Source organism: Deltaproteobacteria bacterium, from assembly GCA_019309045.1.
Classification (GTDB): domain Bacteria; phylum Desulfobacterota; class Syntrophobacteria; order BM002; family BM002; genus JAFDGZ01.
The window spans coordinates 46,230-71,783 of sequence record JAFDGZ010000004.1; the positions used below are offsets into that span (position 1 = coordinate 46,230).

A 25,554-nucleotide genomic window follows, 5' to 3' on the forward strand; every position below is an offset into this window, starting at 1 on the left:
GCTGTGGGGCGAACTGTGATGCAGTCCTTTGCAGTGCCGAGCAATTGGCGGAACCTGCTGATGGAATGAAGCCTTTTTGCTGCCTGGAGAAACCCCTGCTTCTGGTCCACATTTTGCATAACTGACCCAGAGAATTTATCAATCTGAAGCGACCATTAAGCCACTAGGGGTCAGGCATGGTAAAGAAGCTGGGCGAACTTCTTGTCCGCGAAACACTCATCACTGAGGAGCAGTTGGAGAACGCACTCCAGGAGCAGAAGAACAACGGCGGCGTCCTGGGGACCCATCTGGTCAAGATGGGCTACCTGGAAGAGGGAGAACTGCTGGAATTTCTGAGCAAGCAATATGGGGTGCCGGTTACTGATCCTTCCAAATTGGACGTGGATCCTGAAGTCATCGACATGATCCCCTCCAACATTGTGCAGAAGTACAAAATTGTGCCCATATCCCTGGAGGGTCAGACTCTGACCATAGCCATGGTGGATCCCTCCAACATATTCATCATTGATGACATCAGGTTTCTCACCAGAAAAAATGTGAGGGTGACGGTTGCCACCGAAAGCGCCATCAAACAGGCTATGGACAGGTTCTATGACGCCGGTGCCAACCTGGAAGACGTGATCAGCGAGTTTGCCGACGATGGCGTCGATGTGATCAGTTCTACTGAAGAACTCGACATCAGTGAACTGGAAAGCGCTGCTGAACAGGCTCCGGTAGTAAAACTGGTGAACCTCATACTGGTGGACGCCATCAAGAAAATGGCAAGTGACATCCATATCGAACCATATGAAAAGAGTTTCAGGGTGCGCTTCAGAATAGACGGTGTGCTCTATGAGATAATGAGGCCGCCTCTGCGCTTGAAAAATGCTCTGATTTCACGTATCAAAATCATGTCCAGACTCGATATAGCCGAGCGCCGCCTGCCTCAGGATGGCCGCATAAAGTTAAAGACAAAAGGCAAGGAGATGGATTTCCGTGTCTCCGTGCTGCCCACGCTGTTCGGCGAGAAAGTGGTGCTGCGGCTTCTGGACAAATCCAATCTGCAGTTGGATATGACCAAGCTCGGCTTCCAGGAGAAGCAGCTGAAAGAGTTCAAAGAAGCGATCCATAAGCCCTTTGGCATGGTCCTGGTTACCGGTCCCACAGGGAGCGGCAAAACCACCACTCTTTACAGCGCTCTGTCCGAGCTGAACAAGACCACTGAAAACATATCAACAGCAGAAGATCCTGTGGAGTTCAATCTCAGTGGCATCAATCAGGTGCAGATCCACGAGTCCATCGGCCTCACATTTGCGGCAGCATTGCGTTCTTTTCTCCGCCAGGACCCTGATATTATCATGGTGGGAGAGATCCGAGATTTCGAAACTGCTGAAATAGCAATCAAAGCGGCCCTAACAGGGCACCTGGTTCTCAGCACCCTGCACACCAATGACGCCCCCAGTACAGTCAACCGTCTGCTCAATATGGGTGTGGAACCTTTTCTGGTGGCCTCGGCCGTCAATCTCATTCTAGCCCAGAGACTGGCGCGGATGATTTGTGAGGACTGCAAGCAGGAGATGGAAGTACCGCAGGAGACCTTGCTGGATCTCGGCGTTCCAGAAGAAGAAGTGGGCAGCATTACCTGCTACCGTGGTGCTGGTTGTGCCTCGTGCAACCAGACCGGTTACAAGGGCAGAATTGCCCTGTACGAGGTCATGCCCCTCTATGATGAGATCAAAGAGTTGGTCCTGGTAGGGGCTTCTACCACCGAGATCAAACGGGAGGCAATGAGGCTCGGCATGTTGACCTTGCGGCAATCAGGAATCAACAAGTTGAAGGCTGGAATCACTACAGTTGAAGAGGTGGTACGCTGCTCCGTGAAGGACTAACCCTTGAAAAAAGGGTAAAGATAACATGCGATCAGGGGCAGCAATTGTAAGGCGAAGATGCTGCCAAGAAATATGACAAGGAGCACGGTATGGCGGAATACGTGTGGGTAGGAATCAATCGGAAGGGAAAAAAGAAAAAGGGTGAACTGGACGCGGAAAATGAGAATATGGTCCGCCTCACCCTCAGACGACAGGGCATCGAACCCAAAAAAATCAAACCCAAGCCGAAAGACATCTTCGCAAACGTCAAGGCCTTTCAGCCCAAAGTGACCGAAAAGGATATTGTGGTCATGACGCGGCAATTTGCCACCATGATTGATGCAGGCCTTCCCCTGGTACAGTGTCTTGATATTCTGTACAGTCAGCAGGACAACCGCACCTTCAAACGCATTCTCAAACAGGTAAAAGAAGATGTGGAAGAAGGCTCGACCTTTGCCGATGCACTCAAGAAGCACCCGCAAGTCTTCGACGAACTCTTTGTCAACCTGGTGGCAGCAGGGGAGGTAGGCGGCATCCTAGATATCATTCTCAATCGCCTGGCGAATTACATTGAGAAGGCGGCGAAGCTCAAGAAGAAAGTCAAGAGCGCCATGACCTATCCTATTGTGGTCACGGCAATTGCCGTCCTGGTGGTGGCAGTAATCCTGGTGTTTGTAATCCCGGTGTTTCAGACCATGTTTGCAGATTTTGGCCGCGCTCTGCCGCTTCCTACCCAGATCGTGGTAAACTTGAGCAATTTTGTCAAAGGTAATATTCTTTATATGATTGTGGGGCTGGCTATTCTGGTATTTGCTTTCAGAAGGTTCTATCGTACTGAAAAGGGCAGAGCTCTGGTGGACAGACTCATACTCCGGGTGCCTATTTTTGGCGTGCTCATTCGCAAGGTGGCGGTGGCCAAGTTTACCCGCACACTGGGAACCATGATCGGCAGTGGGGTGCCTATCCTGGACAGCCTTGAAATTGTGGCGGCCACAGCAGGCAACCGGACCATTGAGGAGGCAATCAGAGAGACCAGGCAGAGTATCAGCGAGGGGCGTACTATTGCTGAGCCTCTTGCTGACAGTGAAGTATTTCCCTCCATGGTGGTGCAGATGATCTCTGTGGGGGAGGCTACGGGAGCTCTTGACACCATGCTGGGTAAGATTGCCGATTTTTATGATGATGAGGTAGATGCTGCTGTGGAGGCGCTCACCTCCATGTTGGAGCCCTTCATGATGGTGTTTCTCGGCGGCACTATCGGTGCTCTGGTGATATCCATGTATTTGCCGATATTTCAGATGGCCGGAGCTGTGGGCGGCTAAGTACTACGATTCGCAAATACAGTGACGTATTCTGCTAATTTATCTCGAAGCAATTGCTCACCCAGCACTAGGTCCTGAGGAAATAAGTTCGTCATTGAACTTATGAATCGAAGGACTAAGCGAAGATGTCTGTGAATGAAGATCCTGTCAAGGGTGCTACAGCTGAGCTCTTGAGGAAACTCAAGAGGCTGATGTTCCTCAGGGTGCTCTTTGCCACCTTTCTGCTCGCAGTTACGGCAGTAGTCCAGGCAAAGGCCTACCAGTTCTTTATCAATGCCTCACCGATCTCCCTCTACACAGTGGCTGTGCTGATCTATTTTGCCACTGGCTGCTACGTCCTGCTCTTGAGACGGTTGCACAGGGCAAACAGGGTAAAACTGCTGGCCTACATCCAGCTCGTCCTGGATGTGGTCTTCGTCACTGCCCTCATTTATGTCACCGGCGGCATCGAAAGTATTTTTTCCTTCATGTACATCCTGGTAATAATAAATGCTGCCATCATGCTGTATCGTCGAGGAGGACTGTTCATTGCTTCAGCTAGCAGCATTTTCTATGGCGTGCTTCTCGATATGCAGTATTTCGGTCTTGCTCATCCCTTCTACACCCGCTCTTCGACTGCCATGCATTACAGTAGTGGCTACTATTTTTACACTGTTCTCATGAATATTATGGCTTTCTACGCGGTGGCTTTTTTGAGCAGTTATCTCGCCGAGGAACTTCGCCGCAGCGGCGCAAAGTTGGAAGAGAAGCAGTATGATCTCGATCAACTGGAGTTGCTCAATCGCAATATAGTGCAGAGCATCAACAGTGGACTGATCACCCTGGATAATGCACTGAGAATAACCTATGTAAATCGGGCTGCTGAAAGCATCTCAGGATTCAAGCTGGCAGAGATGCAGGGAAAACACATCAGTGCCATTTTCCCCGAGATAGCTCCCCGGCTGATAGGAGGCAAGCAGTCCAGGGGAGATGGGGCAAGACGGCGACCGGAGCGCAACGACTTTAGTTTTACCCGCAAGGATGGCACCACAGTGCATCTGGGTTTCTCTCAGTCAGTACTTTCTGACCCGCGCGGCCATGAATTTGGTCTCATTCTTATTTTTCAAGATTTAACTGAAATTCGCCGCATGGAAGAACAGATTCGCCGGATGGACCGTCTCGCTGTAGTGGGCGAGCTCGCAGCTGGGATTGCCCATGAAATAAAGAACCCCCTGGCATCTCTCAGTGGATCTCTGCAAATGATGAGAGATGAATTGACTCTAGAGGATGAATACCAGCGTCTCATGGATATAACCTTGCGTGAGGCTGAACGGCTCAATGCCCTGGTCAATGAGTTCCTTCTCTTTTCCAAGCCAGCAAGGAAGGCAGAGGAGTCTGTGGAGATACACCAGGTGATAAACGATACCCTGGAAATCCTGGGTAACAGCCCTGAACTGCCGAGGCTCGTACGGATCCGCAAGAATTTTGCCGACAATCTCTGGGTAAATATTGATTCTCAACAGCTAGAACAGGTGATCTGGAACCTGATGCTGAATGCCCTGCACAGCATGAATGACGGTGGGGAAATATGCATATCTACCGGAATCCATTATGAAAATGGTACAGGAAACAGCAGGAAGAACTTTGCCAAGATCTCCATTTTGGACACTGGTCCAGGGATTCCCCAGGAAATTCAGGACAAGATATTCAATCCCTTCTTTACTACCAAAGAAAGCGGTACCGGGCTTGGTTTGACAATTGTCCACAGAATCATTGAGAATTATGGCGGCAGGATCTTTTTCAAAAGCGACGGCCGTTCAGGAACCACCTTCACCATTTATCTGCCTCTGGCTAGTACAGATCACTCTCCAGAAAATGGTTCTCTCGAAAGTGAATAGAAAGTGGCCAGGTCTGGGGCCCGCTGCAGCCCTCTGGTGACAAACAGACAACCTGTCAACATAACTTGAAAATATGAAATGTCTCCCCTCTGTTAGAGCTTGACTCCTGCCGGCAAATCGTTTATCGTAACGCCCCTTGAGATACATGCCACAACCCAGTGAGAGGAGGAGCCACCGCTACTGCCCAGATGGAGTGTTTGGCAGCAGATGTATGTGCTGTTATGTTGCCGAATATACAGCGGCCATTTTTTGCAGGAGTCGCCTTGCAGCCAGTGGGTTCAGCAGTGAAGGGCTCGCCTCAAAGGATTCATGAAAATGGCCACAGATGAATTGAGCCAACTGCTGAGACAACGCCGGCAGAAAGCGGAGAGACTCAGGCAGGCAGGGGTTGACATCTACTGTAACGACTTTGCTGTCCAGGATAGATTTGCCAACATCAAGGCTAGCTACCAGGATTTAGACGACGATAAGTTGGCACAACAGAGGCGGGTATTTGTTTGCGCCGGCCGCATCATGGCGATACGCTCCTTTGGACGAGCATCATTCGTGACTCTACAGGATGCCACCGGCAGGCTGCAAATCTACGTCAAAAAAGAGGAGGTGGGCCAGGACAGTTATGGCCTCTTCCGAAAGTTTGACATAGGTGATCTGGTTGGCGTCAAAGGAACCCTGTTTCGCACCCGGACAGGTGAATTGACCCTGCTCTGCCAGGAAATTCGTTTACTGACCAAGAGCCTCAGGCCGCTGCCAGAAAAATACCATGGCTTTCGAGATGTGGAGGCAAGGTATCGGCAGCGCTATGTGGACCTCATTGTCAACGAAGAGGTGCGCCAACTGTTTGTCAGGCGAGCGGTTATCATTGAGAAGCTCCGGGAATTCCTTCAGACCAGAGGCTTTTTGGAAGTCGAGACGCCCATGATGCAGCCCATTCCCGGAGGTGCTACTGCCAAACCGTTTACCACATTCCATAATGCCCTGGGCATCGAACTCTATCTGCGGGTTGCTCCTGAACTCTATCTCAAGAGGTTGCTGGTGGGAGGATTCGAGAAGGTATTCGAATTGAATCGAAACTTTCGCAACGAAGGCATCTCCTTTGAACACAACCCCGAGTTCACCATGCTGGAGTTTTATCAGGCATATGCCACCTATGAGGATTTGATGCGCTTGAGTGAAGAAATGTTTTGCTTCCTCGCTTCGCAGCTCAACGGGGATCTCCGCTTTTCCTATCAGGGAATGGACATTGATCTCACCCCACCCTGGCGAAAACTGCCCCTGTACGAAGCGCTCGTCGATATTGGTGGTCTGGGCCGAGATGAGATCGAAGACAGCAGCAAGCTCATGGCCCGGGCAGAGAGTCTGGGTATTGCCACTGCAAAACAAGGACCGGCCAAAATCATAACCAAACTCTTTGATGTACTGGTTGAGCCCAAGTTGATACAACCCACTTTCATCACTCATTATCCTGTGGAAGTTTCACCTTTGGCGCGGCGGAATGTGGCCGATCCTTCTGTGGTGGACAGATTTGAGCTGTTCATAGGCGGCCGAGAAATTGCCAATGGTTTTTCCGAGCTGAATGACCCTGATGATCAAAGGACGAGATTCATGCAGCAGGTGGCCGAGCGGGAAGCAGGCGACGAAGAAGCTCATTTCATGGATGAGGACTACCTCAGGGCCCTGGAGTATGGCATGCCTCCTGCGGCTGGTGAAGGAGTCGGCATCGATAGGGTGATAATGCTTTTCACCAACAGAGCTTCCATAAGGGAGGTAATTCTGTTCCCGCACATGAGGCCCGAGCGCAGCTGAGTGGCGGTGTGGATGGAAATCTGCTATAAGATCTCAGCAAGGTGATCCCCGATTGGCTCGATTTGCTCTCTGCCATGCTCGCTAGAGCTGCGCTGCTGGGGTCTGCGGAGATATGGGCTGGTCGTTACTACCCACCCCTAAACATAAATAGCTATGCCCTACGAACTGTTTATCGGTCTTCGCTATCTGAAAGCGAAACGCAAACAGACCTTCATTTCCTTGATCACTTTTATATCTGTTGCCGGCGTCATGGTGGGGGTAACAGCCCTCATAATTGTCCTGGCGGTGATGAACGGCTTCAAGGAAGATCTGCGTCAAAAGATACTGGGGGTTACCTCACACGTGGTGGTCTCGAGTTATACTGGTGCCCTAGCCAACTATCAACAGTTGACCTCTCGAATAGAAGCAGTCCCGGGTGTTGTGGCAGCCACTCCTTTCATTTATTCTCAGGTGATGCTCAGCACTGGACAGACTACCTCCGGTGCTGTGCTCAGGGGGATAGATCCGCAGACAGCTGGTAAGGTGTTGAGCCTGGGAAGAAACCTGAGGCAGGGAAGTCTGGCTGACCTGGCCAGGCAAGACATCCCTGTGGCAGGCAGTGCTTTGCCTGGAATCATCCTGGGCAACGAGTTGGCCAGGAATCTAGGTGTAGTGAAAGGGCAGGTGATTACAGTGCTTTCACCCGTAGGCCGCTTGACACCATTTGGCCAAATGCCTCGAGCACAAGCATTCAAGATGGTGGGAGTCTTTGAATCTGGCATGTATGAGTATGACAGCACACTGGCCTACGTCTCACTCCCAGCGGCCCAGCGCTTCCTTGGCATGAAAGGAAAAATCACCGGCATCGAGGTAAGGGTCGAGGATATTTACAGGGCTGACATTGTGGCGCGACATATCAAGAAGCTACTGGGAGGGTTTCCTTTCTACTGTCGGGACTGGATGCGAATGAATAAAAACCTTTTTTCTGCCTTGAAGCTGGAAAAGATAGTCATGTTCATCATTCTTGCTCTCATAATATTGGTGGCAGCATTTAATATTATCAGTACTCTCATTATGGTGGTGATGGAGAAGACAAGAGATATAGCCATTCTGAAATCTATGGGGGCGACCAGCCGAAGCATCATGAAAATATTCATGATCGAAGGTCTGGTCATTGGGGTAGTTGGTACCATGCTCGGACTTGCCGGCGGCTATGCTGTGTGCAAACTGCTGGCGAAATACAAATTCATCGAGCTGCCCAAGGATGTGTACTACATTTCCACCCTCCCGGTAAAGATGGATCCAATAGACGTCGCCGTCATAGCCTTGGCTGCAATGGCCATAACCCTTGCTGCCACACTGTATCCCGCCTGGCAGGCTTCGCGGCTCGATCCGGCAGAGGCCATTCGTTATGAGTAGAGCAGAACCCCTTGTGCAGGTGTCTGAGTTGTACAAACACTTCGGCAGTGACGAGCGCCGTGTGGAGGTGTTGCGTGGGGTCAATCTCAGCATAAAAAGAGGCCAGAGTGTGGCAGTGGTGGGAGCTTCAGGAGTAGGCAAATCCACCTTACTCCACATCCTCGGGACGCTGGAACGTCCAAGTTCAGGTACGGTGCAGTACGAGGGGGAGGACGTATTCAGTTTGCCTGAAGAAGCCCTGGCAATGTTCCGCAACCAGACCATCGGCTTTGTGTTTCAGTTTCATCATCTGCTTGCCGAATTCACCGCACTAGAAAACACCATGATGCCAGCTTTAATTGCCCGCAAAGGCAAGAGAGAGTCCAGAGAAATGGCAGAAGAGGTGCTGGCTCAGGTTGGCTTGAGCCATCGGTTGGCACATCGTGTTGGAGAACTGTCTGGGGGCGAGCAGCAACGGGTTGCTGTGGCGCGCGCCCTGGTGCTCAGACCAAAAGTACTTCTTGCAGATGAGCCCACGGGAAATCTGGACACGAGAACTGGAGGCGATATTCATGAACTGTTGTTACGCCTTAATCGTGAACACAATGTGAGTATGGTGGTGGTCACTCATAATATGGAGTTGGCCGGTATGATGGAGTTCAGACTGCAGTTGAAAGACGGTACTTTGCGGCAAGTTTCGGAGGACGTCAAGGGGGCGTCAGCAAGTTGAGAAAGTGCTTCTATCTGATTCCGTTTCTCTTTTGTCTCGTCTGGGTCCAGTCGCTTTATGGGCAGGCCGTACGGATAGCCATCGTGCCATTCACCTTTCATAGTGTGGAGGATCTCAGCGGTCTGCAGGGACCGCTGTTGAACCTGTTCATGAAAAGCTTGCGAAAGCAAGGATTTCAGCCCATCTCTGCCAAAGACGCCCTTCAGGGTGAAGCAATACAGGTGGGCACCGCAATGACTGACGCCCTGGCGAGAGCCATTGGTCGGTCCTTGGAGTGCGACTTCGTTTTGTACGGAAGTTTGAGCAAGTTTGCCGAGCAAATCAGCCTCGATGTTCGCCTGGTAGATGTGAAGGGCGCCAGGCCAACTGCCTCCATATACGCGGTGAAGGTGGGTCTGGAAAATCTTGCCAGTGCCGTGGCCGATGTGGTTGCAGAGATCAGTATTCGTGTCTACCGCAAGAAGAAGATCTATGAGATAGTTATCCGCGGCAATCGCCGGGTAGAAGACGAGGCAATAAAGCTAGTAATTCACAGCAAGCCAGGTCAACTATTGGACCAGGCACAATTACGCAAGGATCTCACAGCCATTTATAAGATGGGCTATTTTACGGATGTGCGGATAGAGACTGAAGATACCCCCCAGGGGCAGAAGGTTATTTTCGTTGTGGTGGAAAAGCCGACCATCAACAAGGTGGTAATTCATGGCGCCCATGCAGTGAAGGAGGATGACATCCGGGGTGCCATTGCCACCAAGCCCTATACCATCCTGAAGCAGGCTACCATCACTGAAGATATGGAAAGAATACGGGCGCTCTATCGAGACAAAGGATACTACAATGCCAAGGTAACCTACGAAGTGCAGCCTTTGAAAGGCAATGCCGTGGTGGTGAAATTCAACATCAAAGAACACCAGAAGCTCTACATAAGGAAGATTATCTTTACTGGAAACCACGAATTTAGCGACAAAGAACTCAAGAAGAAGATCAAGACTTCAGAGAAAGGATTCTTTTTCTGGCTCACAGAGTCCGGCATCCTCAAGCAAGAACAGCTGGACATTGACGTGGATCGACTGGCGGCATTCTATCACAACCAGGGGTTTGTGGACGCCAAGGTGGGAAGTCCGGTGATTACCTACGATGACAAGGGAATTAATATTGAATTTCCCATCTTTGAAGGGAAGCGCTTTAGGGTGGGCAAGGTGAAGGTCACGGGGATCGAGCCGGAGGATGAAAAAAAACTGCAGAGTTCCTTAAAGTTACCAGAGACAGAATACTTTAGCAGAGAAGTTCTGGCGCGGGACATTGAAGCGATTACCAATTACTACACGGACAAGGGTTATGCCTTTGCAGAGGTGATTCCTCGCATTCGTGAAAATCCTGCTGAACAGCTGGTTGATGTTGACTACGAGGTAAACAAAGGCCAGCTGGTATACTTTGGCAGGATAACAATCAGCGGCAACACCAAGACACGCGACAAGGTGATCAGGCGCGAGCTGCGAGTAGTAGAGCAGGGACGCTACGACAAGGCCAAACTGCAGCGAAGCGTTCAAAATCTCCGTAGGTTGGATTATTTTGAAGGTGTGGCCGTAGACACCATGAAGGGGAAAAAGCCGAATGAAATGGATCTCAATGTCAAGGTGAAGGAAAAACCTACCAGTTTTGTTTCTCTGGGGGCTGGCTACAGCTCTGCAGACAAAGTTTTTGTGGCCGGCCAAATCGCCGAGCGCAATCTTTTCGGGAGAGGTCAGCAGCTACAGTTTCAGGGGCAATTCGGCAAAGACTCCAACAGATTTATGCTGCAGTTCACCGAACCCTGGCTGTTTGACATGCCCCTCTCTACAAGTGTTTCTGCCTATAGATGGTTCCGGGATTACGACGAGTACAGCAAGGAAAGTTATGGCGGCAAGTTGGGCTTTGGCTACCCGGTGTGGGATTACACCAGGCTGTATATGTCCTATGGCTATGACCACTCCGCAGTGCAGAATGTATCTAGTTCGGCAGCTGACTTTATCAAGGATCAGAAGGGCACCATCATCTCCAGCGTAATCAGCACTATTCTGCGCCGGGACAGCAGAGATCACCCGTTCTTCACCACCAGAGGCTCCGACAATAGTCTCACTCTGGACTTTGCCGGCCTGGGAGGAGATGCGGGGTACATCAAAGCCATATTTAACAGCGGCTGGTACTATCCTCTGTTCTGGAAATTCGTCGGCTTTCTTCATGGAAAGATCGGCTTTATAGAGGAGGTGGATGGCATGGTGCCCATCTATGAACGCTTCTTTCTAGGTGGCATAAACTCAATTCGCTCTTTTGGTTCAGGTGACGTGAGTCCACGTGACCGGAAGACGGGTGACCGGATAGGCGGCAACAAGATGGCGCTTTTCAACGCAGAACTCCTCTTTCCTCTCATAGAGTCCCAGGGTTTGAGGGGTGTAATATTCTTTGACGCCGGCAACAGCTACGATAACGGTGAAAACATAGATATCAGCAAGTTCAAGTTGGCGGTAGGTGGGGGATTTCGTTGGCAATCACCCATGGGACCTCTCAGACTTGAATGGGGTCTAAACCCAAGTCCCAGCAAGGATGAATCTCGCACAAAGTGGCAGTTTTCCATGGGGGTCTATTTCTAAAACATACTGAAGATGAAGGGTCTGGCACTCCGGAGTTGCTTGCCACTGTGTTGGTGGTGATCAAAGAGTTTTCAAGGGGAGGGCCAGAAGGAAGACCTGGAGATAGCTGAAATGCTTGCAACCTGAGAGCTACTAGATTATTCTGGTGCCAGTTTGTGGTCCCACTGTGACCCTGATGAAATGAAGCCTCCCTTCTTACAACGAACGAGTCGAGTAAGTGAGGAATGGGCTGCGACGATAATGATTGAACTAGGAGTCCTGCGATGAAAAAGTACGCTGCTTTTTTGACGATCTTTCTGTTGTTTTATGGAGTGGGCATTGCCTCTGCCGCAGAGGTGGTGAAGCTGGGTTACTTCGATATGCAAACCATTATAGAACGCTCTGAAATAGGCAAGCAGGGTGCAGAGAAGTTTCAGCAGCAAAAGGAAAAAGTTCGGCAAGAGTTGTCTGGCAAATTGAAAGAAATCAAAGCACTCGATGAAGAGTTCAAGAAAAAGGAACAAATATGGAGTGCTGAAGTGAAAAAGCAAAAAGCTCAAGAGATCATGGCCAAAAGGATGGAATATGACCGCCTCGCCTACGACGCTAACCGTCAGCTCGACAAGCTGCAGCAAGAATTGCTCAATCCTATAAGGGATAAAATCTTCGACATTATAACCCGTATTGGCAAGGAAGAGGGCTACACCATGATCTGGGAAATGCGCCGGGCAGGCTTGGCCTATGCCCCAGCCTCTCTGGAACTCACAGACAGGATTATCAAAGAACTCAACGAGAGAGTGAAAAAGAGCAAATAGTAGAAATGGCTGGTCCGGAAATGTTTGTCGACAAGACAACGCCCTTTTCCTGGATTGGCATCCACTGACTTCGGGGGAGGATAACAACCGATTAATCCGGGTAGGTGTTTTCCCGAAGCGGGCTTACCTTGCCGATTGGCGAGATATCCCGAGAGAGCCACACCGTTTGGGAGGAGCAGAGGTCGGATGGACGGCAAGATGGAAACAACCCTGGGCGACCTGCAGCGAATGGTTGGCGGTGAACTGCATGGGGACCCGGAGTTGAGAATCTCCGGGGTTGCTCCTCTGGAGAGTGCCTCAGCTGGTGACATCTCTTTTGTTATATCTCCCAAATACAGTAGTGCAGCCAGGTCATCAAAGGCTGCTGCTTTCGTCGTTCCTCGAGGTATGGAAGATTTCCAAAAACCGCGGGTTGTTCACGGTAATCCCTATCTAGCCCTTGCCAAGATTCTTGCTCTGTTCAGTCACGATGTTGTTCAGGCCGCCGGAGTGAGCTCCGCAGCTCATCTGGATCCTGGGGTAAAGTTGGGCAAGGACGTTTCTGTACATCCAGGGGTCTATGTTGGCGAGGCAGCAGTCTTGGGTGATCGGGTAATCTTGTTGCCAGGGGTTTATATTGGTGCCGGTGTTCACATTGGGGAAGACTGTCTAATTTACCCGAATGCCACCATTCTCGAGCGGTGCCGCCTTGGCAAGAGAGTAATAGTCCATAGCGGCACGGTAATAGGCAGTGACGGCTTCGGTTATGCCCAGGAAGACGGCCGCCATGTGAAGATTCCCCATCTCGGCATAGTGCAAATCGATGATGATGTGGAAATAGGGGCTAACTGCACTGTTGATCGAGGGACGCTGGGGAGAACCTGGATCAAGCGCGGAGTCAAGATAGATAACCTTGTGCAGATAGCCCATAATGTGGTTATCGGTGAGAACAGCATTATTGTTGCCCAGGTGGGAATCTCAGGCAGTACTCGCCTTGGAAAGCACGTGGTGCTGGCGGGCCAGGTGGGGGTGGCGGGACACCTCGAGATAGGTGATGGAGTGCGAGTGGGAGGACAATCTGGAGTTGCCAAGTCTATTGCACCTGGGGAAACCGTGTCGGGCAGCCCTGCCATTCGTCATCAGGACTGGTTGCGCAACTGCGGCATCATGAAGAGGCTGCCAGACCTCTACAGAGAGATGCGAGAACTGGAGCAAAGGCTGAACCATATCGAACAAATAGTTGGTGCTCGTGGCAAGGGGTTGGAGTGATGATAGAAATAGGAGAAATTCTCAGAATCATGCCTCATCGGTACCCTTTCCTTCTCGTCGATCGGATAGAGAAGTTGGACAAGGGCAGTGAAATCGTAGGCTTGAAAAACGTAACCATAAATGAACCTTTTTTTATCGGACATTTTCCTGGCAAGCCGATCATGCCGGGAGTGCTTATTGTGGAAGCAATGGCCCAGGTGGGCGGCGTTCTTGCTTTTGTTTCCTCCCAGGCGGAACTGTCAGGCAGCCTTGTCTATTTCATGGGTATGGACAAGGTCCGCTTTCGAAAGCCTGTGGTCCCGGGCGACCAGTTGCGTCTGCACTTGAAAATGCTTCGGCAAAAGAGGAAGGTTTTCAAGATGCGAGGGGAGGCGTACGTTGGTGATTCCCTGGTGGCTGAGGCTGAACTGATGGCTGCAATTGAAGATACTCCAAAGAAGGCAGAAGCAAGTGAGAGCTGAACAGAGAGCTGTCAGAATTCATCCGACGGCTATTATTCACACCAGCGTCAAACTGGAACCTCCGGTCGAAATCGGGCCATACTCGGTGGTCGACGCGGAGGTTACTATCGGCAAGAACTGTAAGATTCATGCCCACGTCCATATTGCTTCATACACCGCAATTGGACCTCGCTGCGAGATCTATCCTTTTGCCTCTGTAGGTACACCGCCACAGGATCTCAAGTACGATGGTCGCCGTACGGGTACAGTCATCGGTGCTGACAACGTGATCAGGGAGTTCGTTACCATCAACCGGGGCAGCGTAGGGGGGCAAGAGATAACGAGGATCGGCGACCATAACTTGCTGATGGCCTATAGCCATGTGGCGCATGATTGTGTTCTCGGCAATCATGTCATAATGGCCAATGCCGCGACTCTCGCCGGCCATGTCAATGTGGAAGATTTTGCCGTTCTTGGCGGCCTGACCGCAGTGCACCAGTACGTGCGCATAGGCACCCATGCCTTCGTAGGCGGCAAAACAGGAGTTTCCAAAGACATCCCGCCATATGCACTTGCTGCTGGCGACCGGGCTCGTCTCTATGGCATCAACACCATCGGTCTGAAAAGAAAGAATTTTAGCGAAGAAGTACTGCGGGCTCTGAAGGATTGTTACCGGATTTTGTTTCGCAGCCACAAACCGCTTCGCCAGGCACTTGCAGAGGCCGAGCGCAAGTGGGGCAATTTTGCCGAGGTGAGAATCCTGCTGGATTTTATTCTCGGCTCCCAGCGAGGCATAACCCGTTAGTGTCTTCTAAAGCTGTCAACAGTTGGGCCGTTGAGAGGTATAGATTAGATTGCTGCGGAAAGCCCTGCCTTCAAAGCTGAGTATGTTGACCTGTGAAACTTTGCCGGTCTTTCCCTCGTCGAGTTCTTGGTGGCACTGTGAATAGAATAGGACTAATTGCAGGGAGCGGCCAGTTTCCTCTCCTCTTCGCCCGGGCTGCCAGAAGCGCCAATTATACAGTAATAGCTGTAGCGCTAGAGGGTGAGACCGATGTGCGTTTGCAGGAAGAGGTGGACCAGTGTACCTGGGTGAAACTGGGTCAACTGGGTCGCATGATAGAGACCTTGCAGCAGGCGAGGGTCTCTGAAGCTGTGATGGCGGGTTCAGTTGAAAAGACCAAGCTTTTCCGGAAAATACGACCGGACTGGAAGGCGCTGAACCTGCTGGCGCGGATGTTTCACAAACAAGATGACGCCCTCCTGCGAGCACTGGCCCAGGAAATGGAACGGCATGGTATCAAAATTAGAGCCTCCACCATGTTTCTGCCCGATCTCCTCGCTCCCAGGGGCATCCTTGGTCGTCGCACCCCGAACAGACGTGAGCGGCGAGATATCGAATTCGGCTGGCATCTGGCCAAAGAGATCGGCAGGTTGGATATAGGTCAGTGTATAGTTGTCAAAGACCAGGCTGTGCTGGCTGTTGAGGCAATTGAGGGAACCGACCAGACCATACTCAGGGGAGGCAGACTAGGTCAAGAAGGCTCTGTGGTCATCAAGGTCAGCAAACCAGGACAGGATCTGCGTTTTGATGTCCCTGCAGTGGGTTTGCAGACCATAGTCAATATGGAGCGGGCAGGGGCAAAGGTTCTGGTCCTCGAAGCTGGTAAGACATTGATGTTTGACCGGCAGGAAATGATTCATGCTGCTGACCGGGCAGGCATTGCCATTGTCTGCAAAGAGGAACAGGGAGATTTTCTTGAACGGCAATTCCCTGTCGCTCCTGCGTGTCGGCGAGCGTCCTCCCGAGGAGAAGAACAAGCCGGCAATGGTTTGCCTCCCCGGATTGTTTCAGGAGGGCAGCAAGAGAAGATTAGTGTGGCTGTGGTGGGAGTGGGCTATCTGGGAAAGTTTCACACTGAAAAATACGCCAGCTTGCCTGACGCGGAGCTGGTTGCTGTGGTGGACATCGACGAGGCCAGAGCTTGCCAGGTAGCGAAGAAATTCTCTTGTCAGCCTTATTTTTCTCACCAGGACATCATTGGTAGGGTTGAAGCGGTAAGTGTGGTGACTCCCACGAAAGAGCACTATCATATTGCCCGGGATTTGCTGGAAGCTGGCATCCATGTGCTCGTGGAAAAACCCATGACAGTGACTCTGCCGGAGGCAGACATTCTCATCGAGTTGGCCAGAGAGAGAGATCTTACTTTGCAAGTAGGACACCTGGAACGGTTCAACCCTGCAGTGGTGACCGCGCGGGAGCACGTGCAGCAGCCGTTGTTTGTGGAATCGCATCGCCTGGCTTCTTTTACTGAACGGGGAACCGAGGTCAACGTCATACTGGATCTTATGATCCATGACATTGACATTATTCTCAGCCTGCTGTCTTCTTCTTTGAAAGACCTGCATGCTGTGGGAGTTAGGGTTCTCACGCGCCATATTGATATTGCCAGCGTACGGCTGGAGTTTACCGACGGCTGCATTGCCAACCTGACAGCGAGTAGGATATCTGCCAAGAAAATGAGAAAGATAAGAATATTTCAACCGGACAGCTATATATCTCTGGACTATGCTGCCAGGAAGGTGGAGCTGTTTCGTAAGCTGAACCAGACGGGTTCTGACGGATTGCCGGAGATAGAATACCAACGTCTGCAGGTGGCCGATGTGGATCCCTTGCAGGAGGAGCTCCGTGCCTTCCTGCACTCCGTACGCAGCGGCGAGCCCCCAGTGGTGAGCGGCAAGGCCGGCAGAGACGCCCTGGAGCTTGCTACCCTGGTGAGCGATGAAATTCAGCAGAGGACGAAGGAGCTCAGCAGAGTCCTCGGCCTGGCCGGGGAGGGCTAGGGGTCTGGGAGGCCAGTGGTCAAAAAAGTCTTCATCATAGCCGGGGAAGCTTCGGGGGATCTGCACGGCGCCAGCCTGGTAAAGGCTATGCGCTCATTGGATCCCTCCATTACTTTCCGCGGTGTAGGTGGAGACCGTATGCAGCGGGCAGGTGTAGTGCTGTGCGGCAGTGCGGCTTCCATGGCAGTGGTGGGAGCCACTGAGGTTGCCTGGCATCTCGGGACCATCGCCTCAACTTTCCACAAGTGCATTGTCACCCTGCGCACCTGGCGTCCAGACCTGGTCATCCTCATTGACTACCCCGAGTTCAATATGCTCATTGCCAGGCTTGCCAGGAAGTTTGCTCTCAAGGTCATGTATTATATTGGCCCCCAGGTGTGGGCTTGGCGCCCTGGCCGGGTGAATACTCTTTGCAGGTGTGTGGACAAGATGGTGGTTGTCCTGGACTTCGAGGAGGACATTTACCGCAGAGCCGGGCTTGACGTTGCCTATGTGGGTCACCCCCTTCTCGATGTGGTAATACCGCGGAGCAGCGGTGATATGCTTGAGCAGCTGGGGTTCGCAGGGGAGCAAAAGAGATTCATTGGCCTGCTTCCCGGCAGTCGGCGAGGCGAGATCAAGTCATTGCTGCCCCTCATGTTGGCCAGCGCTGAAATTCTGGCAACTAAAGTCGATGGGCTCCATTTTGTTGTCCCACTGGCTCCGACCATTCAAAAGAGAGAGCTCTCTGACTTTTTACAGGGACGAAATCTGCCTTTGACACTGATCGAGGGACGAACCCACCAGGTTATGCAAATATGCAAGGTGTTGCTGGCGGCCTCCGGCACGGTGACACTGGAGGCTGCTATCCTGGGCACCCCATTTGTGGTAGTCTACAAAGTGAACCCCCTGACTTACAAGCTGGGCAGAGCACTGGTCAGGGTGGACCACCTGGCCCTGACTAACATTATAGCTGGTGCTGCCGTTGTTCCGGAGCTGCTGCAGCACGAGGCCCATCCTGGAGCGATAGCGGAGGAAGTTCTGCGGCTGTTGGAAAATTCATCCTACCAGGAAGGCATGAGAGAGGCGCTTGCTCGGGTACGTCAGCGCCTGGGAACTCCCGGGGCATCCGAGAGGGCCGCTGCTATAGCTGTGGAGATGCTTGCAGGCGGGAAGTCTACCTGCAGGGCTGCAGCAGCTGCCAGGCGGGCCCCTTGAAGCGGCCAACTGCAGAGCTGAGCCAGGAAAGAGAAACTGGTGCAGGATAGAGCAATATACAGACGGTTGTTGGCTCTGGTCAGACCCTTCTGGCGGCCACTGGTGCTGGCCATGGCCTGTATGACCGGTGTTGCTGTCTGTACAGCGCTTTCAGCTTACCTCGTCAAGCCGGTACTGGACGATATATTCATCAACAAAGATGTGGGAATGTTGAAGATTCTTCCTGTGCTGGTATTGCTTATTTTTGCCTTCAAGGGCTTGTGCGACTGGGGTCATGCCTACTTGATGAATTTTGTGGGGCAAAGAATAGTCGCCCAGCTGCGGCAGCAACTGTATGACCACCTCCAGAGCCTGTCCCTTGCTTTTTTTGATAAGACCCCCACCGGGGTATTGATGTCAAGAATCACCAATGACGTAAATCTGATGCAAGGGGCGGTGTCGGGAGCGCTTACTGGCCTGCTGGTAGACACCTTCAGTGTTGTCGGACTCATCTTTGTAATCTTCTACCGTGACTGGCGGCTGGCGTGCATTTCGATGGTGGTGCTGCCCTTCGCCTTCCTGCCCATTGTCAAATTCGGCCGCATGCTGCGCCGGGTTAGCACCAAAAGGCAGCAGTCAATGGGCGATCTTTCGGTAATTCTCCATGAGACCATAGCAGGCAGCCGAATTGTCAAGGCATTCGGCATGGAAGAATACGAGAAAAGCCGCTTCGCCAGAGAGAATGAAAAATATTTCAATTACCTGATGAAGGCAGTTGCGGTCCGTTCTCTTTCCTCACCAGTGATGGAATTTTTGGGCGGGGTCGGCATTGTCATCATCATCTGGTACGGGGGCTATTGTGTCATCCAGGGGATTTCCACTCCGGGAAACTTCTTTTCCTTCCTCGCTGCTTTACTGATGCTCTATAAACCAGTCAAGCGATTGAGCACCATAAACAACGTGCTGCAAGAAGGAATTGCTGCAGCCTATCGAGTCTTTGAACTGCTCGATACTCCCGCGGAAACCAGGCAGGATCCGCAGGCAGCCGAACTGCCTCCAATTCGTGAATTTCTCGAGTTTCGGCAGGTGTATTTCCATTATGGCGACGCCCCAGTTCTCGAGGATGTGAATCTCAGGGTGGCCGTGGGCGAGGTGGTGGCTCTGGTTGGAGCCAGTGGCGCGGGCAAGACTACGCTGGTGAACCTCATTCCTCGTTTCTATGAGGTGACCGGGGGGGCTATTGTCATCGATGGCATTGACATTCGCCGGGTGACCATCTCTTCGCTCAGATCCCAGATAGCAATGGTTACTCAGCAGACGATCCTATTCAATGACACTGTTCGCAACAACATCGCCTACGGCAGTCTGCAAAAGAGCATCGAGGAGATCATTGCGGCAGCCAAGGCTGCAAACGCCTATGATTTTATAATGAAAATGCCAAAAGGGCTCGACACCGTCATAGGGGAGCAGGGAGTGCGGCTTTCCGGAGGACAACGACAGAGGTTGTGCATTGCCCGAGCTCTGCTGAAAGATGCTCCCATACTCATCCTGGACGAAGCCACCTCTTCTCTGGACAGTGAGGCCGAGCTGGAAGTACAGAAGGCTCTGGAAAACCTTATGTCCGGGAGAACAACTCTGGTGATTGCCCATAGATTGTCTACTATCAAGAATGCTGACCGCATTGTGGTGCTGGCCAATGGGCGTATTGTGGAAGAGGGACGACACGAGGACCTTCTCCGGGCCGGCGGAGAATACCATCGCCTGTATGAGCTCCAGTTCGCCCAGATGGAGTCGGCCGAATTGTCTGGCAGCAGATACTTTACTCAGGTGCGATGGTGATCCTTCTCTATAACCTCTTATGGCTGGTGGCCCTCCCTGGCGTCATGGGCTATTTTCTTGTCAAGCGCTCCATTTCGGGCAAGTACCGCCAGAATTTCAAGCCTCGCCTCGCTCTGGGGACAAGGAGCGTCAGGGAGCCTGGTGCACCACAGACAATCTGGATCCATGCCCTTTCAGTAGGAGAGGTGCTGGCAGCCATACCCCTGGTTTACCAGGTGCGGCAGCAGTATCCCCAGTATCGAATCGCCATCTCAACCACCACAGAAGCAGGACAACTAGTAGCGCGTCAGAAACTGGCTTCCCTGCACTGTTCATTTTTTTATTTCCCCCTCGATCTGTGGTGGGTGATGCGCAGGATGGTGAGGGCGGTAAACGCCGCGCTTTTTATTCTGGTAGAGACTGATTTGTGGCCCAATCTATTTCACTGTCTTGCCAAGGAGGGAGTGCCAGCAGTCCTGGCAAACGGCAGGCTTTCGGATCGCTCATTTGCACGCTATGCCAAGCTGCACAAGTTTATTGCACCTCAGCTCAACAAGATAGAGGTGTTATGTATGCAGAGCTCTGAGGATGCTTTCCGAATGCGCCAGCTGGGTGTGGATCCAGGGAGGATTCGGGTGACAGGAAACCTCAAGTTTGCTCAGCCCGCAGAGCAATGGCCAGACAGGGAAGAGGTGATTGCCACCCTTGGTTGGCAGCCACGGCGGCTCACCTGGATAGCTGGCAGTACTCATGCCGGAGAAGAAGAGATGATCTTCAGGGTCTATGCGCGCTTGCGAGCAGAGCACCCTGAGTGCGCCCTGGTGCTGGCGCCACGAAATCCTGAGCGTTTTCAGACAGTTGCCAGAATGGCACAGGAAAATTCCTGGGAGACTCTGCGGCGAAGTTGCCTGCAACGGCAGGATTCACAACCGGCAAGGAGTGACATTCTCATCCTTGACAGTATTGGCGAACTGGCTCAGGTCTATCACCTTGGCACCTTTGCTTTTGTGGGCGGCAGCCTGGTGCCTAGGGGAGGGCACAATCCTCTGGAAGCTGCCAGAGCAGGACTTCCAGTTCTTTTTGGTCCGCACATGGAGAATTTTAGAGACATTGCTCACTTTCTCCTGGAAAGTGGTGCCGGCATCCAGGTAAATGATGAGACAGAACTCTACAGACAGGCAAGAACCCTGCTGTTGTCACCAGGCCTCTGTCGAATTATGGGAGAGAAGGCCAGAGAAGCTGTCCACCGGCATGGTGGGGCATTGCAAAGGCACATGGAGGCTATTGCTGCTGTTCTCAAGGCTGCTGCCGGTGACGCTCAACCATGATCTGAAAAAGGAAACTTCCTCAAGTTGCTGCTGAGCCTGGGAAAAGCTTTTTTCAGCTGTTGGCCATGAAAGACATTTCCAGTATGAGGCGAATGTGGGAATGGAAAGCTTCCTCTGCACGAAGGACTCTGGCCACGCGAGTTTACCGACTCATCCTCGATGAACAGATAAACTCCCCGGGCGTACGCCTGCTGCGCCACCTGGCGGCCATTGCTGCGGTGGTATATAGCGCAGCAATGAGCTGCCGTGACCTGCTTTTCTGCCACGGCGTCCTGCCAAAGTGCAAGACAGAATGCCGAGTGGTCTGTGTGGGCAACATTACCCTGGGGGGAACCGGCAAGACGCCCATGGTCATGTGGTTGGCACGCTTTCTCCAGCAGGAGGGCTGGAAGGTGGCTGTGGTGAGCCGGGGTTACCGGGGGCGCTATGGCGGCAAGGTTCTGGTGGTCAGTGACGGGCAAGCTATCAGGTGCGAGGCTGCTATTTCGGGGGACGAACCGCAGCTGCTTGCCAGAAGGCTGCCTGGAGTGGTGGTTCTTTGCGGGTCCAGGAGAAAGGAAGCGGTGCAAGTTGCCCTGCAGGACTTCCTTTGCCAGGTGGTGGTCCTGGATGACGGTTTTCAACATCGGTACCTTGAACGTGATGTGGATATGGTTCTCCTCGACAGCAGCAGCCCTTACGGGAACGGCAGACTTTTCCCTCGGGGATTGTTGCGTGAGAAAATCACTGCCCTCGAGAGAGCCGATCTGCTGGTGCTCAGCAATTTTGATGGTACGCTTTCTGCCAGAAAGACCCTGGAGCAGTTGCAACAGGACTGGCCGCAGAAACCTGTTTTCAAAGGAATACATCGGCCAGAGAGGTTGTTTCATGCCACAACAGGAGAGGAGAAGCCTCTTGCCTTTCTCCGCGGCAAGCGACTTGCCTGCTTTGCCGGCATTGCAAAGCCAGCAAGATTTTTTCAGACTGTCACTTCCCTGGGAGGGGTGCTGGCCTTCACTTTCTCCTTGCCTGATCACAGCCCTTTGACGGCAGACCTCTTGCAAGACATGGTCGATGCTGCCAGACCCAGGCCAGCAGAACTCTGGCTGACGACCGAGAAGGATTGGGTGAGGTTGCCAGCGGTCTTACCCGAAGATTTGCAGCTCTGGGTGCTCGGCATAGAATTCGACCTGGGTGAAGATGATCAGCAGGTGGCGGCCATGGTCCTGAAGCGGTTGCGGGCCTGAGTGAGGTCCACAAGCGCTATTTTTGAGATGTGAAGCTGTGCTATCTCCGCAGAGCAATTCCAAGAAAAGCAGCGTTCTGGTGGTAGCTCCCAGTTGGATCGGGGATGCTGTTCTCAGCCTGCCCGCCATCGATGCCTGCGTGCAGCATTGGTCCGGGAGGCAGGTTACTGTACTGGCCCGCTCCTCCGTTGCCCAGGTTTTCAGACAGAGTGGCAGGCCAGTGGGGGTTATGGAGTATGAGCTCGAGGGTGGGTTGCGCAAGTTGGCCCAGAGATTATTACTGGCACGGATCCTGAGGTCCAGGGGATTTGCAGCGGCCCTGCTGCTGCCCAATTCCTTCGGGGCGGCGCTGTTGGTGTGGCTGGCCGCCATTCCAATCAGAATAGGCTATGCAACTGATGGGCGTGCCATGCTTCTCACGCACAGGCTGGCCTGCAGCCAGCCAGAGGACACTGGGCACCAGGTAGATTACTACCTGCATCTTGCGGGCAAGATGGCTGCAGCCAGGATTGAGCGGCAGCCCAGGCTGCCAGTGAACAGAGAGGCCCAGCGCACGGTGTTGGCCCGTTTTGCAGAACTGGGACTTCGTCCCCAGGCGTTGTTCATCGGGGTTCATCCAGGCGCAGCATATGGCGAAGCCAAGAGGTGGTTTCCCGAGCGCTTCGCAGCTGCCCTCGACCGGTTGGCCAGTCCAGAGCGCCAGATCATCCTTTTCGGGAGTGCGGCAGACAGACAGATTGCTGCTGAGATCAAGGGGAGAATGAGCTCCGCAGTCATCGATCTGGTCGGTCGCACAACCCTGGCAGAGGCAATGTGGCTAATCAGCAGGTGTTCCCTTTTTGTCAGCAACGATTCAGGCCTCATGCACATGGCTGCGGCCTTCAGGGTGCCGCAGGTGGCGCTTTTCGGTTCGACAGATCCCAGGAAGAGCGCCCCCCTCAATGAACATGCCATAGTGCTTCAAGCTGAGCACCTCTGGTGCGCTCCTTGTTTCAAGAGAAGGTGCCCGGCGGATCTTTCCTGTTTCCAGGCAATCACGGTGGAGCAGGTGGTGGCTGCTGCAGAGTCCTTGTTGCAATCGGCCGTCTAGAAGGAGTTTTTTTCAATATGCATGCCGCGGTGTTTCTGGACAGAGATGGTACCATAAACGAGGAGATGGGTTACATCAACCATCCGGACCGCTTTATATTGCTGCCAGGTGTGGCAGCGGCCATCAAGAGAATCAACCACAGTGGCCTCAAAGTGGTGGTGGTCACCAATCAGGCTGGGGCAGCGCGGGGATATTTTCCTGTGGAAATGATTGACCGCGTGCACCAGAAGATGCAGGTCTTGCTGGAAAGGGAAGGGGCCTTTCTTGATGGCATTTATACTTGTAGTCATGCACCGGAGGGTGAGGGAGAGACAGGTGAACCGTGTTCGTGCCGCAAACCGCAAATTGGCTTGCTGCAGCAAGCTGCAGCAGAATTGCACATTGACCTCCAGAAGTCTTATGTGGTAGGTGACCGCTTCAAGGATATGGAGATGGCCCATAATGCCGGCTGCAAGGGCGTGCTGGTCCTCACCGGATATGGCAAGGGTGAGCTGGAGTTTCTTGCCCATGTCAGCAGGGTAAAACCGACTCATGTGGCCGCTGACCTGCCAGCAGCAGTTGACTGGATAATCCAGGATGCAGAAAGGCCAATTTGAACTGTTTATAAATGCCTTGCCTTATTGGGCTGGCGACCATGGAGGTGTTCAGCCTGATTAGTTTTCCACCAGTTTTGAGGCTATGAATATCCTTATCGTCAAATTGAGTTCTCTTGGAGACGTGATACACACTCTGCCGGCTCTTGCAGCACTGAGGCGTCATTATCCTGAGGCCTCAATCAGATGGCTGGTGGAGGAGCCTGCGGCAGAGCTGCTCGAGTACTATCCTGGCATTGACGAGGTGGTTGTCTGCTCCCGACGCAGCTGGCTGCGAATGCTGGAGAGGCCTTCCTGCTGGCCAGGGCTGCTCCGTGAGATCAGGGAATTCTGTGTGCGATTGCGCCGGCACCACTACGACATTGTCATTGACCTGCAGGGGCTCATAAAGAGTGCTTTCTGGGTGGCTTTGGCTAGAGGACAGAGGAAGATCGGCTTCGCTCGCAGCCGGGAACTGAGCTGGCTAGTTCTGAACGAGAAGCTCCCCCCTTACAATCCCGAGCAACATGCAGTGGAGCGCTACCTGCAAATTCCTCGTTATCTAGGCTGCAACGGAGAAAACCTCGAGGTACAGAGGTTCTGGACAAGCGCTGAAGCGGAGCGGATGGAGAGTAAACTCAGGAGAGAGACCACTGCAGGAACAGGGCCGCTGGTGGTTTTTCATCCAGTGAGCAGGTGGCCAAGCAAGAGCTGGCCGGTGGGGAACTTTGCTCTGTTGGCCCGCGAGCTGGTGCGGAAGCACCGGGCCACCGTAGTTATGACCGGAGCCGCAGTTGACCGCGGCAAGGTTTCACGTATTATAGAACAAGCAAACATATCCCGGGTGTTCAACTGGGCCGGTTCTACCAATTTGAGGGAGCTTGCCTGCCTCTGCCGCCGAGCAGCAGTGGTTGTCAGCACAGATAGCGGCCCCATGCATCTGGCTGCAGCCGTAGGAACCGGAGTTGTTGGCCTTTTCGGCCCTACAGCTCCATGGCGCACCGGCCCATATGGAGGGGGTCACGTGGTGCTGCGGGCGGACCTCGAGTGCAGTCCGTGCTTTCGCCGCAATTGCCAGAGCATGGAATGCATGAACGCCTTGGAGGTGGACAAGGTAGCCCAGGCAGTGGATTACGTGTTACGGAGGGAGTGCCCATGACGATAAGCAAGGAATTGCTGGACATACTTGCCTGTCCAAAGTGCAAGGGAGAGATTTACTTGAACGAGACAGAGGACGGTCTCATTTGCGAAAACTGCAAGCTTGTCTATGAAATAAGAGACGATATTCCTATCATGTTGATTGACGAGGCCAAACCATTGGCCTGAGCAATTAGAGAGTCTGCTGCCGGCAAGTTTTCCATTGAGAATCTCACTAACTCCAGGGCGGCCGTGGCCGCAGCGAAACGGTACACTGCCCAGCCGGTAGTGCAGT

At 52.7% G+C, this 25,554-nt stretch carries 20 protein-coding genes; all 20 read left to right on the forward strand.

Going from position 1 to position 25,554, the window contains the following annotated elements; genetic code table 11:
* The first annotated feature begins 176 nt into the window (after window positions 1–176).
* The 20 genes from pilB to JRI89_01935 all read left to right on the forward strand — a co-directional run bounded on the left by pilB (window position 177) and on the right by JRI89_01935 (window position 25,448).
* Complete coding sequence (pilB, locus tag JRI89_01840; GenBank protein MBW2069975.1) at window positions 177–1,868, forward strand: type IV-A pilus assembly ATPase PilB; 1,692 nt, start codon at window positions 177–179, stop codon at window positions 1,866–1,868.
* An 89-nt stretch (window positions 1,869–1,957) separates the two neighbouring features.
* Window positions 1,958–3,169 (forward strand): type II secretion system F family protein, encoded by a 1,212-nt coding sequence (locus JRI89_01845; GenBank protein MBW2069976.1) that lies wholly within the window; start codon window positions 1,958–1,960, stop codon window positions 3,167–3,169.
* Between the two features lie 125 nt (window positions 3,170–3,294).
* On the forward strand, window positions 3,295–5,046 hold the full coding sequence (locus JRI89_01850) for a PAS domain S-box protein (GenBank protein MBW2069977.1): 1,752 nt from the start codon (window positions 3,295–3,297) through the stop codon (window positions 5,044–5,046).
* A gap of 315 nt (window positions 5,047–5,361) precedes the next feature.
* Window positions 5,362–6,849 (forward strand): lysine--tRNA ligase, encoded by a 1,488-nt coding sequence (gene lysS / locus JRI89_01855; GenBank protein ID MBW2069978.1) that lies wholly within the window; start codon window positions 5,362–5,364, stop codon window positions 6,847–6,849.
* 153 nt (window positions 6,850–7,002) lie between these two features.
* On the forward strand, window positions 7,003–8,247 hold the full coding sequence (locus tag JRI89_01860; protein ID MBW2069979.1) for a lipoprotein-releasing ABC transporter permease subunit: 1,245 nt from the start codon (window positions 7,003–7,005) through the stop codon (window positions 8,245–8,247).
* Complete coding sequence (locus JRI89_01865; protein MBW2069980.1) at window positions 8,240–8,956, forward strand: ABC transporter ATP-binding protein; 717 nt, start codon at window positions 8,240–8,242, stop codon at window positions 8,954–8,956. Before JRI89_01860 ends, JRI89_01865 begins: the two co-directional genes overlap by 8 nt.
* Window positions 8,953–11,586, forward strand: a complete 2,634-nt coding sequence (gene bamA / locus JRI89_01870) for an outer membrane protein assembly factor BamA (GenBank protein ID MBW2069981.1) — start codon at window positions 8,953–8,955, stop codon at window positions 11,584–11,586. Before JRI89_01865 ends, bamA begins: the two co-directional genes overlap by 4 nt.
* Window positions 11,587–11,849: 263 nt before the next feature.
* Window positions 11,850–12,380 (forward strand): OmpH family outer membrane protein, encoded by a 531-nt coding sequence (locus tag JRI89_01875; protein ID MBW2069982.1) that lies wholly within the window; start codon window positions 11,850–11,852, stop codon window positions 12,378–12,380.
* Window positions 12,381–12,578: 198 nt separating this feature from the next.
* Window positions 12,579–13,628 (forward strand): UDP-3-O-(3-hydroxymyristoyl)glucosamine N-acyltransferase, encoded by a 1,050-nt coding sequence (gene lpxD, locus JRI89_01880; GenBank protein MBW2069983.1) that lies wholly within the window; start codon window positions 12,579–12,581, stop codon window positions 13,626–13,628.
* Window positions 13,628–14,089, forward strand: coding sequence for a 3-hydroxyacyl-ACP dehydratase FabZ (gene fabZ / locus JRI89_01885; protein MBW2069984.1), 462 nt, complete (start codon window positions 13,628–13,630; stop codon window positions 14,087–14,089). The genes lpxD and fabZ overlap by 1 nt, the downstream gene beginning before the upstream one ends.
* Window positions 14,079–14,873, forward strand: coding sequence for an acyl-ACP--UDP-N-acetylglucosamine O-acyltransferase (gene lpxA / locus JRI89_01890; protein ID MBW2069985.1), 795 nt, complete (start codon window positions 14,079–14,081; stop codon window positions 14,871–14,873). The genes fabZ and lpxA overlap by 11 nt, the downstream gene beginning before the upstream one ends.
* An 890-nt stretch (window positions 14,874–15,763) precedes the next feature.
* Window positions 15,764–16,912, forward strand: coding sequence for a Gfo/Idh/MocA family oxidoreductase (locus JRI89_01895; protein MBW2069986.1), 1,149 nt, complete (start codon window positions 15,764–15,766; stop codon window positions 16,910–16,912).
* A 15-nt stretch (window positions 16,913–16,927) separates the two neighbouring features.
* Window positions 16,928–18,109 (forward strand): lipid-A-disaccharide synthase, encoded by a 1,182-nt coding sequence (gene lpxB, locus JRI89_01900; GenBank protein MBW2069987.1) that lies wholly within the window; start codon window positions 16,928–16,930, stop codon window positions 18,107–18,109.
* Window positions 18,110–18,148: 39 nt separating this feature from the next.
* Window positions 18,149–19,927: a lipid A export permease/ATP-binding protein MsbA gene (gene msbA, locus JRI89_01905; protein MBW2069988.1), complete on the forward strand. Its 1,779-nt coding sequence runs from the start codon at window positions 18,149–18,151 to the stop codon at window positions 19,925–19,927.
* Window positions 19,921–21,234, forward strand: coding sequence for a 3-deoxy-D-manno-octulosonic acid transferase (locus JRI89_01910; GenBank protein MBW2069989.1), 1,314 nt, complete (start codon window positions 19,921–19,923; stop codon window positions 21,232–21,234). The genes msbA and JRI89_01910 overlap by 7 nt, the downstream gene beginning before the upstream one ends.
* Window positions 21,235–21,326: 92 nt before the next feature.
* Window positions 21,327–22,460: a tetraacyldisaccharide 4'-kinase gene (gene lpxK / locus JRI89_01915; protein ID MBW2069990.1), complete on the forward strand. Its 1,134-nt coding sequence runs from the start codon at window positions 21,327–21,329 to the stop codon at window positions 22,458–22,460.
* A 79-nt stretch (window positions 22,461–22,539) separates the two neighbouring features.
* A complete protein-coding gene (gene waaF, locus JRI89_01920) occupies window positions 22,540–23,550 on the forward strand; it encodes a lipopolysaccharide heptosyltransferase II (GenBank protein ID MBW2069991.1) in 1,011 nt (336 codons plus the stop codon).
* 17 nt (window positions 23,551–23,567) lie between these two features.
* Entirely contained in the window at window positions 23,568–24,146 is a 579-nt protein-coding gene (gene gmhB / locus JRI89_01925; protein MBW2069992.1) for a D-glycero-beta-D-manno-heptose 1,7-bisphosphate 7-phosphatase, read from the forward strand.
* An 82-nt stretch (window positions 24,147–24,228) separates the two neighbouring features.
* Window positions 24,229–25,281 carry a lipopolysaccharide heptosyltransferase I gene (gene waaC, locus JRI89_01930; protein MBW2069993.1) on the forward strand — a complete coding sequence of 351 codons (1,053 nt, stop codon included), beginning with the start codon at window positions 24,229–24,231 and terminating at the stop codon, window positions 25,279–25,281.
* Complete coding sequence (locus JRI89_01935) at window positions 25,278–25,448, forward strand: Trm112 family protein (GenBank protein ID MBW2069994.1); 171 nt, start codon at window positions 25,278–25,280, stop codon at window positions 25,446–25,448. Before waaC ends, JRI89_01935 begins: the two co-directional genes overlap by 4 nt.
* The last annotated feature ends 106 nt before the right edge of the window (window positions 25,449–25,554 follow it).